Annotated in this window: 8 protein-coding genes; 5 read left to right on the top strand and 3 right to left on the bottom strand. The window is 47.6% G+C overall.

The features are described 5' to 3' along the window. The 3 genes from AK963_RS19385 to AK963_RS19375 all read right to left on the bottom strand — a co-directional run. Positions 1-1,631: VCBS domain-containing protein (locus AK963_RS19385; protein ID WP_193791001.1), on the bottom strand; the 1,631-nt coding region annotated here is incomplete at its 3' end. A 234-nt stretch (positions 1,632-1,865) separates the two neighbouring features. Next, positions 1,866-4,802 carry an aminomethyl-transferring glycine dehydrogenase gene (gcvP, locus tag AK963_RS19380; RefSeq protein ID WP_066017082.1) on the bottom strand — a complete coding sequence of 979 codons (2,937 nt, stop codon included), beginning with the start codon at positions 4,800-4,802 and terminating at the stop codon, positions 1,866-1,868. Positions 4,803-5,117: 315 nt separating this feature from the next. After that, on the bottom strand, positions 5,118-6,491 hold the full coding sequence (locus AK963_RS19375; protein WP_066017081.1) for an L-serine ammonia-lyase: 1,374 nt from the start codon (positions 6,489-6,491) through the stop codon (positions 5,118-5,120). A 380-nt stretch (positions 6,492-6,871) separates the two neighbouring features. Here AK963_RS19375 and AK963_RS19370 point away from each other — a divergent pair, with 380 nt between their 5' ends. The 5 genes from AK963_RS19370 (at position 6,872) to AK963_RS19350 (ending at position 12,219) form a co-directional block, all read left to right on the top strand. Beyond that, positions 6,872-7,483, top strand: coding sequence for a helix-turn-helix domain-containing protein (locus AK963_RS19370; RefSeq protein WP_202969809.1), 612 nt, complete (start codon positions 6,872-6,874; stop codon positions 7,481-7,483). Between the two features lie 202 nt (positions 7,484-7,685). Further along, positions 7,686-8,810, top strand: a complete 1,125-nt coding sequence (locus AK963_RS19365; RefSeq protein ID WP_083232779.1) for an FAD:protein FMN transferase — start codon at positions 7,686-7,688, stop codon at positions 8,808-8,810. 83 nt (positions 8,811-8,893) lie between these two features. Continuing rightward, complete coding sequence (gene nqrM / locus AK963_RS19360; protein WP_066017083.1) at positions 8,894-9,127, top strand: (Na+)-NQR maturation NqrM; 234 nt, start codon at positions 8,894-8,896, stop codon at positions 9,125-9,127. Between the two features lie 143 nt (positions 9,128-9,270). Then, positions 9,271-10,665, top strand: coding sequence for a Si-specific NAD(P)(+) transhydrogenase (gene sthA, locus AK963_RS19355; RefSeq protein WP_066017079.1), 1,395 nt, complete (start codon positions 9,271-9,273; stop codon positions 10,663-10,665). 186 nt (positions 10,666-10,851) lie between these two features. Next, positions 10,852-12,219 (top strand): PI-PLC domain-containing protein, encoded by a 1,368-nt coding sequence (locus AK963_RS19350; protein ID WP_066017078.1) that lies wholly within the window; start codon positions 10,852-10,854, stop codon positions 12,217-12,219. Positions 12,220-12,393 lie beyond the last annotated feature (174 nt).

The raw sequence follows: 12,393 nt of genomic DNA, 5'->3' as shown, positions 1-12,393 counted from the left end.
GCAATGGCAAAGGAACCACTGTCGGATAATGTGGTGGTGTTTTCACCGGTGCCGCCATCCACAATCTCGGTCACCGCGCCGGTGACATCGGTGGCCGCAGTAATGGTCGGTACATCATTGGTGCCGGTGATGGTCACGGTGACCTGCTGATCCACGGTGCCGCCGTTGCCATCGTTGACCGTGACGGTGTAGGTCTGGGTCAGCACCTGACCCGCGGCCAGGTCATCAATATCGGCATCGGGGACACTGAAGGTCCAGTCCACCTGCCCGGTGCCGTCACTGGTGGTGTTGTTGTTGACCGTTGGGGTAAAGGTGCCGAGATAGCCGCTGGTGTCGGAGGTGACACTGACGGTCTGGACATCGGTGAGGTCCACATCAGCAATGGCAAAGGAACCACTGTCGGATAATGTGGTAGTGTTTTCACCGGTGCCGCCATCCACAATCTCGGTCACCGCGCCGGTGACATCGGTGGCTGCAGTAATGGTCGGTACATCATTGGTGCCGGTGATGGTAATGGTGGTGATGGCATCCGATGTCAAACCACCATCGTCACTCATGATGTAATGAATGATGATGGTTGTGGACTCGCCGGTTGCCAGATAATCAAAATCAGCCCCGGGGGTAAACTGCAGCCGGTTATCGACAATGGCGATAGAACCCTGGCCGGTAATTAGATTACCAAGGCTATCGACAATTTCAGCACTGTTCAGGTTAAAGTTGGCAGGGTTATCATTCAGATCTTGATCGATGTCATTTGCCAACACATCGATAGTCAGTATCTGGTTTGTATGAGTGTCTGCAATATCATCCCGGGCTTCAGGTGCATCATTGATATCGTTAATGGAAATGTTAACAGCAGCAGTTTCACTGAAACCTGATTGATTGGTTACTTCTACGGTTAAGCTATAGCTATCCCTGCTTTCATGGTCCAGAGGGCCTGTAACAATAATCTCACCAGTCGCAGGTCTGATGGCAAATGTATTGTCTTCATTGCCTCCTGTTATGGTAAACGTTAGATCGACAGCGTTATTCTGACTATCAACCAGAACCTGACCTATAACGGTGGAACCATCTGTCAAGGTGTTTTCATTAACATCAAAGCTTTGATTTTCGATAGCAATAACATTGCTGACGGGAACAAGCGTTGGAATTTGTTGATCGTTTTGAATGCCTGAAAGGCTTAACGTACTGAACCCCAGTGGAGACAGCTCTTCAGCCTGAGGTTGAGTTTCAGCACTATTTTCCTTCTCAATAATGACACTTTGAGAAAGAGCTCTTGACTCAATTTCATTACTATCTTGCTGGTTTGGTTTATTCTGCTCTAAATCTGCTGTTTGTTCTTTTGGGGCATCAGCACCTTGCTCATTAGCATCACCAGAGGCCGCTGACTCATAATCATTGATAAGGTCAGGTCCCATCACCACTTGCTGCACTATGGGAATGGTATATGTCAGTCCATTTACCAAAGTAATGACTATGTCTGCGCCTGAGTCATTATCGATGATTTCATTTAGGAAAATAGGATCGCCGGGATTGATGGTTCGAGCATTCCCATTAGAATCAGTGACTTTGATAGGCTGGTTAGCACTTTTCAAAAAGCCTATTATCTGACCGGCAGAGTTTGGAGTCATTAAACTGTCCGTCCTGGATAAAATTCCTGCATTTAATCTATTAATTGTAGCTGAATAATATATATTCAGTTTCTTTGGTAATTATTTGATTTAATTGTTTTTTTAGTTTGTGCAGCGTTTTGATGATGGCTGGTTCGCAACATAGTGTTTTATCCGGCGAAAAAAAAACCTCTGTTCAGTGTATGAACAGAGGTTTTTGATTACAGAACTTTTAGTGGCGACGCTGATTCTAATTTATTGATAATCCTGAATATCTGGGCATGAGCAGATAAAGTTTCGGTCTCCATAAACGTTGTCGATTCGATTTGCCGCAGGCCAGTATTTCGCCTTATGGCTGTAGGGAGAAGGGAATGCAGCCACTTTCCTGCTGTAGGGGCGATGCCACCCCTCTTCAGCAAGGTCTTCCATGGTATGTGGAGCATTTATCAGGGGATTGTTGTCCTTGGGCCATACACCGCTGGCGACCTGGTCAATTTCCTTCCTGATTGAGATCATTGCGTCAATAAACCGATCTATTTCTTCCATGGATTCAGACTCGGTTGGTTCTATCATCAGGGTGCCGGCAACCGGGAAAGACATGGTTGGGGCGTGGAAACCATAATCCATAAGACGTTTGGCAATATCTTCTTCGGTAATACCACAGGCTTCTTTGATAGGGCGAATATCAATGATGCATTCGTGAGCAACATGATGGTTTCTGCCCTGATAGAGAATCTGATAATGATCGCCCAGCCGTTTTGCCATGTAGTTGGCGTGAAGGATGGCCAGTTCTGTCGACTCCCTTAACCCCTTGCTGCCCAGCATGGTGATATACATCCAGCTGATGGGCAGTATGGATGAGCTGCCGAACGGTGCAGCGGATACGGCACCAATGCCTTCATTATGGTCTTCAATCGGACTCACCGAATGATTAGGCAGGTAAGGTGCCAAATGGCTCTTGACGCCGATGGGACCCATGCCCGGACCACCACCACCGTGTGGAATGGCAAAAGTCTTGTGCAGATTGAGATGAGAAACATCGGAGCCGATATCGCCTGGACGGGAGACGCCGACCATGGCGTTCATATTGGCGCCATCCATATAGACCTGACCACCATGATCATGAATGATCTGGCAGATGGTGCGTATCTCTTCTTCGTATACCCCATGGGTTGACGGGTAGGTCACCATTAGGGCGGACAGGCGGTCACTGTATTCTTCAGCTTTGGCCTTCAAGTCATCGACATCCACATTGCCGTTGTTATCACAGGCGACAATGATGATTTTCATGCCGAGCATGGCCGCAGAAGCTGGATTAGTGCCGTGAGCAGAAGAGGGGATCAGGCAAACATCACGGTGCTCCTGCTGGTTTGCCCTCTGATGATTACGGATAGCCAACAGGCCTGCGTATTCCCCCTGGGCTCCGGAGTTTGGCTGCATGGAAATGGCGTCATAACCGGTAATCTCTATCAGAGCCTGCTCCAGTTGCCGGATCATGGTCAGGTAACCTGGAACCTGATCTTTCGGAGTGAAGGGGTGAATACTGGAAAATTCTGGCCAGGAAACCGGCAGCATTTCTGCAGCGGCATTGAGCTTCATGGTACATGACCCCAGTGGAATCATGCCGTGCACCAGCGAGTAATCCTTGTTTTCCAGTTGCTTCAGGTAACGCATCATATCCGTTTCTGAGTGATGACTGTTGAAAACAGGGTGACTCAGAATACTGTCTGAGCGCCGTAGTTCTGATGAGAGCCCGATAGCGCTCTGGGTATGTGACAGTTGGCTGTTATTGGCTGCAATCTGGCGGTCAATGGATGCAATATTCAGCTCTTTTCCTTTACCCATAAAGATATTGAAAAGCTCAATAATGTCTTCGGAGCGAGAGGTTTCATCAAGGCTTACACCTAGTCGGTCAGAGCCTATACGACGCAGATTGCAACCATATTTGAGCGCACGCTGGATAATGGTTTCCTGCTCACTGCCAACCTTGAAGGTCAGGGTATCAAAGAAGGTATGGTTACACTGGAAGCCCATTTCAGTGAGTCCATGATGGAGAATCTGGGTCAGACGGTGGATGCGTTCTGCGATGGTTTTTAACCCTTCCGGACCATGGTAAACCGCATAAGCGGCAGCCATGTTCGCCAGCAGTGCCTGAGCAGTGCAGATGTTGGAGGTCGCTTTTTCCCGACGAATATGTTGCTCACGGGTCTGCATTGCCATACGCAGAGCCGTATTGCCACGGCTGTCTTTGGATACACCAATAATCCGGCCGGGTACTGAACGTTTCAGTTTACCGGTTGTAGCAAAAAAGGCAGCGTGGGGACCACCAAAGCCCATTGGCACACCAAATCGCTGACTGTTACCCAGTACAATGTCAGCTCCGAGCTCTCCGGGTGATTTCAGCAATGTAAGGGCCAGCAGGTCAGTGGCTACTGAAACCATGGCACCCTGTTGCCGGGCAATGGTCACAACGCTCTCTATATCGGTGATGTTACCGTAAGTCCCCGGGTATTGAAGCTGCACACCAAATACATCGTGGTCGTTGAGCTCGGTGTAAGGGTTGCCAACGATGACGTTGATTCCCAACCAGTCGGCACGGGTTTTTATTACATCAATAGTCTGAGGGTGAACATCATCGGCAACAAAGAAGGTTTGAGAGGCAGCTTTGCTTCGTCCAACACTTCTCAAACACAGGGTCATGGCTTCCGCAGCGGCAGTGGCTTCGTCCAATAGCGAGGCATTGGCAACCTCCATGCCTGTAAGGTCCATAACCATCTGCTGAAAATTCAGCAGCATTTCCAGCCGCCCCTGGGAAATTTCTGGTTGATAAGGGGTATAAGCAGTATACCAACCCGGGTTTTCCAGTAGGTTACGCAGAATGACATTGGGTACTTCGGTATTGTGATATCCCATGCCAATGTACGACTTATTTACTGTATTTTGTCTGGCAAGGGCATGAAGCTGGGCAAGCGCCTGCTGTTCGGTTTTCCCCTGGGGAAGTTCTAACTCCCGCTTTAATCGGATACTGCCCGGAACGGTTTCATTGATCAGCTCTGCCAGCGACGTGAGTCCGAGACTTTCCAGCATGGCCTGCTGCTCCTGCTGGTCAGAACCAATATGACGATGGGTAAAAGCATCGTTATGTTCCAGTTCTGCCAGTGTCGGCAGAGTAGACGTGTGTTCAACGGCCATGTTGTAGTCCTGTTTTCACTCTTACGTTGGTTTTAATAAAAATTATTTGAGCTGGCTGCTTATACCAATTGCACTTTCTAACTCCCTATTGCGCTAACGGCCTGAAGTGTATTCCTGCGTTGAAGTTCCTTGCCATAGCTACGGCTATGACTCGTCGCTTCGCCTTTATGCCCTTTAGGGTATTGTCTTACACTCCCGTCCATCATGCTCATAACGGGTTTAGAAAGTTTAATTGGTATTAGTTTTCAATCACTCTTGCCAGCATTGGAAATAAAAGACAAATGTTGTTTTTAACGGCTTTGTTTCAATGCACTCTCAGCACATCACGACATTAACTGCCAGCCCTCCGGTGGCGGTCTCTTTGTATTTATCCTGCATATCCAGCCCCGTCTGGCGCATGGTTTCAATCACGTCATCAAGCGATACCCGGTGCTGTCCATCGCCTTTCATGGCCAGACGGGCTGCGTTGATTGCCTTAACGGCTCCCATGGTATTGCGCTCAATACAGGGAACCTGTACCAGTCCGGCGATAGGGTCACAGGTCAGGCCCAGGTTGTGCTCCATACCTATTTCAGCGGCATTTTCAATCTGGCGGTTATTTCCCCCCATCACAGCGCAGAGAGCACCTGCCGCCATGGAACAGGCAACCCCGATTTCTCCCTGACAACCTACTTCGGCTGCAGAGATTGATGCGTTCTTTTTATAGAGCATGCCAATGGCTGCAGCAGTTGCCAGAAAGGTACAAATACCTTCTTCATTGCTACCTGGGACAAAACGATCGTAATAGGTAAGAACCGCTGGAATAACGCCAGCTGCACCATTGGTTGGTGCGGTAACGACACGACCACCAACGGCGTTCTCTTCATTGACGGCTATGGCAAACAGATTGACCCAGTCCATGACTTCAAGGTGATCCTGCTGGTCTCTTGGGCGATTTAACAGTTCCTGATGCAATTGATGTGCACGACGTCTGACGTTAAGTCCGCCAGGAAGAATGCCTGTCTGTTCACAGCCGCGGTTTATGCAGCTGTCCATTACCTGCCAGATATTCATCAACGCCTGTTGAATATTGTCAGCTCTTCCAAGATGTTTTTCATTTTCCAGAACTATTTCACTGATGGAGAGTCCGGTTCTATCTCCGATGTTCAGAAGGTCCTGGGCATTATTAAATGGAAAGGGAACCTGAATTTCCGTTGCAGAAATCATCTGATCTGTTTCCTGCTCATTCAGTACAAAGCCTCCGCCCACGGAGTAATAATTGTCATGAAAAAGCTCAAGGCCTGCTTCATCAAAAGCTCTCAGCGTCATGCCATTAGGGTGCTTGGGAAGGGAGTGGCCATTCAAAAAATGGAGGTGTTGATCTTCGACGAAAGGAATCGAATATTGGCTGGCCAGCAATAACTGGCCAGTCCCGCGGACATTGTTGATCAATCCGGGAGCCTGATCAGGATCCAGCAAATCAGGCTTTTCACCCATAAGCCCGAGGATCACGGCTGTATCGGTAGCATGGCCTGCGCCAGTCATGGCCAGAGAACCATAGAGTTCAATACGAATCTGACGGGTATTCTCAAGCTGGCCTTGCTGGAGCAGGGCATCAAGAAAGCGGTTGGCGGCGACCATCGGTCCCACGGTATGGGATGAGGAAGGACCTACACCGATCTTGAACAAATCGAGAATACTTAAGCTCATCGCCATGACTCCATTTGTTTGTATATTTTTGCGATATCTGCTTTAAGGCTTTTTTTTGTTATTTATCAATAAGAAATTGGTCAAACGATCAATTAACTGAAGGTTGCCTGGAACCAGAAATCAATGTGTTATTAACGGGTTTTTACCAAAAGATTCCTCTTTTCCTAAAGGAAAGCGTAACAATACCTTTCTTTCACATCAATAAAAAAGTTTCCAATAAGAAACAGGTTTTCACATAAAGGTTTTTTCCTGGCAGACCATGTATTATGGTCTTGGTTCGCCAAAGGCAATGCTCATAAGAATGGATGGCAAAGGGGGAAAGTGTGCCGGAATCAACGGATTTTCTTAAACAGGAACAACAGAGTAAGCCTGCGGTGGTAGTGACTCGCAGAGTTGGCGTTGATCAGAAGGGGGGGAGTCAACCAGAAGCGTCTGTAGCGCCACTGGAGCTGGGAAAGCGGGTCAAAGAAATTCGCTTGAGTCAGCAGTTGACACTTGAGGAGGCGAGTCAGAAAACCGGCCTGGCCCGCTCAACCCTGTCGAAAATCGAGAATGAGCAGATATCGCCCACGTTTACTGCGGTAACCAAGCTGGTAAATGGGCTGGGTATTGATATTCCTCAGCTATTCTCTCCAGTCAAGAAAACGGTTTCTGCGGGCGGTCGTAGAGATATTACCCGTCAGGGCGAAGGGCGTCTGCATCCTACCAGTACCTATGAGCATGAGTTGCTGGCTACAGAGCTTTCCGGTAAAAAGATGATACCCTATCGCACAACCGTCAGGGCTCGCTCATTTGACGAGTATGGAGAGTGGGTTCGACATGATGGTGAGGAGTTTTTACTGATCCTGCATGGCAGTATTGAACTCTATACCGAATATTATCAACCGGTCGAGCTGTTTGAAGGAGACAGTGCATACTATGATGCAGAGATGGGGCATGCCCTGGTTTCAACCAGTGATGATGATGCGGTGATTCTCTGGGTAACTGCCTGAATACTTTCCGTTTAATCCCTGATGATTATCCCCTGAGCAGGTGCTAGAATCCGGCCAAACTTTTAACCGGGATCTTTCTCAGAGCATCTTGCATAGAGCATAGACAAAGGTGGTTATCCTTTCGTACCACTCAGTGTGGCATTGTATAGAGAGCACTCCTGAGATTGAGCCACGCCGTATTAAACACTTTCAGGAGTTTCACTTGCTTTCCCGATCTCTGAAACGATCATTGATACCTGCCATCATTCTGATAGTGGCTGTATTTCTGGTATTGAGTACGCGACCCAGGCTTTATAGCTTTCAGGGGCAGATCATGGGAACGACCTATAACGTCAGTTATGTAGCCACCCTGTTCAGTCATCCGGTAAAGGATGTGTCCAGGGTAGTGCATGATGCACTGTCTGATGTCGATCAGCGGATGTCAACCTATAAGCCTGACTCTGAGCTGATGCAGTTTAACCGGGCCCCGGTAGGAGAGCCATTTAAGCTGTCCAGTGATATTGTTCAGCTGGTTCAGGAAGCTCAGGAGATTTCTGATATATCAGATGGAGCCTACGATATTACAGTCGGGCCCCTGGTGAACCTGTGGGGCTTCGGGCCAACGCAATGGGCTGCCGTCAAAGAGAGCCAAGATGATGATAGTGACTCTCACCAGTTGGCAAATGCGCCAGAATTTGTCAAATGGATTGAGGATCAATATCCGGGCCATATTCCGGATGAAACCGCTATTCAGGAAGCCCTTGCCAAGGTTGGTTATCAGAGTTTGACTGTGGATACTGAAGGCTCAACGCTGACCCGGGAAAAGGAATTGTTTGTTGATCTGAGCTCTATAGCCAAGGGCTATGGTGTTGATCGGGCAGCAGCAGCTCTCAGAGCTCAGGGTATTGAGGACTTTATAGTAGAGGTTGGTGGTGAAGTCCTGGTTCAGGGGGTCAAACCTAATGGTAAACTCTGGCGACTGGCGGTCATTGGTCCTGAAATGGGAAAAAACGGAGTGTCAGCATTGGTAGAGCCTTTGGACAAGGCGCTGGCAACCTCTGGCGATTATCTGAATTTTTTTGAAGTAGATGGTAAACGTTACTCACATACCATTAATCCGGTCACCGGGTGGCCTGAAGCCAAGCGGGTAGCGGAAGTGGCGGTCATTGCCGATACATCGGCCCGAGCCGATGCGCTCGCAACCATGTTTATGGTGCTGGGTGATGAGAAAGGGTTGGAGCTGGCGAATAGACTGGGTATTGCGGCTCGTTTTGCCTATTATACGGATGAAGGATTTGAAACTGTAACCAGCGAGGTCTTTAAGCCTTACTTGGTTAAACAGCCATGAGCGGAAAATACCGTTTCAATCAACAGGCCCCAGGTATCGCCTGAATCAGCGGTATTTCATGGTAAATAATGGAGGAATCAGTTATGACAATTATGCTGATTACATTTTGTACTTTTCTGGTGCTCATTGCGGCTATGGCAGTGGGTGTAATTTTTGCCAATAAACCAATTAAAGGCTCCTGTGGCGGCCTCAGCAATCTTGGTTTGAAAGACAGCTGTGTCATTTGTGGTGGTGGAGACAAAACAGATCCTCTATCCGAGATGAGTGATGACCTGTTTTATGACGCCACTGCTTCAAATACGAGTAAAAAGGCGTAATCTCTTCTCACCTGGTTTGTTTTTTGCTGGGTGCTGACACCAGAGATGGTAAAAGCCTCTGGTGTTATGCCTTCTGGGCACTTCAGATTTAAGCTGTAAAGAAGAATAAACAGATAATGTGTTTAACCGGGGGAATCGAATAGATGGGTGTCAGTAAATACGATTTGGTCATCCTTGGGTCGGGACCTGCGGGAGAAGGGGCGGCAATGAATGCCGTCAAACTCGGTAAAAAGGTCGCCGTTGTCGAGCAGTTCAACTTCGTCGGCGGTAGCTGTACTCACTTAGGTACGATTCCATCCAAGGCCCTGCGTCACTCTGTCAAACAGATCATGGATTTCAATACCAACTCCATGTTTCGTGAGATAGGTGATCCCCGATGGTTTAGCTTTCCCAAGGTATTGAAAAGGGCTGAATCGGTGATTCAGAAGCAGGTACAGTCCCGTACCATGTACTATGCCCGGAATCGCATTGATCTTTACTTCGGTCGTGGTGCCTTTATCGATGAGCATACCCTGGAGGTAACTGAGCCCAGTGGGAATACAGAACGCCTCTTCGGATCCAACTTTCTGATCGCCACGGGGTCCCGTCCCTATCATCCACCGGGTGTTGATTTTCACCACCCCAGGGTTTTTGACAGTGATACCATTCTGGAGCTGTCATCTACACCACGACGTATGATTATCTATGGTGCCGGTGTTATCGGGTCTGAATACGCCTCGATTTTCTCTGGTCTGGGCGTGCTGGTGGATCTGATTGATACCCGTGAGCGGCTTCTGTCGTTCCTTGATAAAGAAATTTCGGACGCACTTGGTTACCAGCTGCGTAAAATGAACGTCATTATTCGTCATAATGAAGAGTTTCAGAAGCTTGAGACCATGGATGATGGTGTGGTGTTACATCTGAAATCAGGTAAAAAACTCAAGGCGGATATGTTGCTCTGGGCTAATGGCCGGGCAGGGAATACCCAGGCAATGGGGCTGGAAATGATCGGCCTTAAGCCTGATGGTCGTGGACAGCTGAGTGTTAATGAAAGCTATCAGACCGCTTTACCCCATATTTATGCGGCGGGCGATGTGATTGGCTGGCCCAGTCTTGCCAGCGCTGCTTATGACCAGGGACGCTCAGCTGCTGCGCACCTGTGTAACAGCGAGGACTGGCACTTTGTAAATGAAGTTCCCACCGGGATTTACACCATTCCGGAAATCAGCTCCCTTGGCCGGACTGAAGAAGAACTGACGGCAGAGGCGGTTCCTTATGAGGTCGGTAAGGCATTTTTCTCCAGACTGGCCAGGGCTCAAATCACCGGTGAGGTGGTTGGAATGCTGAAGATCCTTTTTCATCGGGATACCCTGGAAGTGCTGGGTATTCACTGTTTTGGTGATCAGGCGTCGGAGATTGTCCATATCGGTCAGGCAGTGATGCGCCAGGAAGGTAAGGCCAATTCACTCCGTTACTTTCTGAATACCACATTTAACTACCCGACGATGGCGGAAGCCTACCGTGTTGCTGCCTTGGATGGGCTAAATCGGTTGTTTTGATCCTGTGTCCAGCTCCTGATTTCAGTTGCTTCTGGAGGGTATTCCCGCTGAACGCAACTGAAACTCTCTCCCTTTCTGATGACAACCGAGCCAGATGTATATTTTTCCCCACTGTAAAAATAACAAAACTGGCAGATAGCAATAGTTACAATGGCATGATTCTAGACTGCAAAGGGATATGCAGCTATGGGAAAAGGACCTACTTTTTTTTCAAAATCACATAAAGTGTATGCTCCACTGCAGGAACAAGTATCTCCAAAAGCTTCGGATAAGCAGAGGGGAAAGTCAGGGGCTTTTAACTGTTTTGGCAGAATTATACCCTGCAGGGCGGTTTCAGTAGAACCGATGATGCCTCGTGGAAATCGCGCTGAATTTATCAATTCTGGTGGATTTATTGATTTAACAGCGTCTCAATATGGTCATGAGCTGGATCATTGGCAGGAGAAAGTAGTCCGCATCAATCAAAGAATGGCGGAGAAAAGTGAGCCGGATAAACCCCATTCCTCACCTTCAATTACCGAACTCACTCTACTTGGCACCCATGATTCTGGTACATACACCATCAAATTTCCAAGGCTGAGTAAGGTGCCGGGGCTTAAGTATATTGCGAAAAAGCTTGAGGACTACTCTGTCACTCAAAACAAGACAATCGAAGGGCAGCTTAAATCCGGTGTTCGTTATCTTGATGTCAGAGCCAGGTCATCAAATACTGACAGTGGCTTTCGAATTCACCATGGAATTATCAATGGTAGTGACTTTGGTCCTGAGCTGGATCAACTCTTTGAGTTTGCCAGAGAACATCCAAATGAGATGGTGGTGGTCAAAATACAGTTTGACCATGATAAGGGTAAGTCACTTGATAAATTTTATGAAAAGTTCTTGCGGCCTAATGAAGACCTGCTGGTCAAGAAAAAAGGTGCAAATGGACATGCCCGAGGCTTGAGGGATATCAGGCCTGGTCATGAGCAAGGAAATATCGTGCTCATGACTAAAGATAAAAAAGATTATCTGCCCTCCAAGTACAGTGCGTGTTGGGATTACAAAACCAGTACTGTTACCAAGTGGGCCAATACGGCTGACACATCAGAACTGAAAAAAGCGAACAGAGAACTTCTTGAAAGAGGAGCCAAGGCAAGAGATGGGAAACTATTAATTAACCAGATGCAGAAAACATCACTGACAACAGTGCTTAAAAATAAAGATGCAAAAAAAACGCTTGAGGAACAGGCTGAATCTGTGAACTCAGAACTGGATGACTGGCTTGTTGCATGGAAAAGAAATGATAAGTCAATGCAGCCTAATATAATCAGCCTGGATTATTTTGACAAGTATGAGCAAGGCGAACTTAGGGCTCTTAGCATTGCAATGAATTTACCCGCAGATGTTGATGATGACCTGATCAAAGAAGAGTTTCCAGAAAGTGCAGAGCGAATAATTAGTGCTAGGAAAAGAATTACTGACTCTGAAAAAGTATCCCATGTAGTACAGGCAAAAGGTATTGCTGGACGGTTTAGGGCATTGGTTGATTATAAGAGCTGGCATTTACCAAAATAATAATTGAAGGTCATTCTTGGTGTTAGTTTCAACTACCCGTTACAGTAGGGAATGTAATTTAAATTGTGTAAACGCTTGTCGTTAATACTCCAAAATGGAGAATAACAATGAGCGTTGAAATCAACGAAAAACTGGTAGATCAAATAGCCAGTCAGATTAAAACTCAGGATGATC

Source organism: Endozoicomonas atrinae, from assembly GCF_001647025.1.
GTDB classification, from domain to species: Bacteria; Pseudomonadota; Gammaproteobacteria; order Pseudomonadales; family Endozoicomonadaceae; genus Endozoicomonas; species Endozoicomonas atrinae.
Note: the sequence above shows the minus strand (reverse complement) of the source record. Positions and strands in the feature narration are given on the sequence as shown.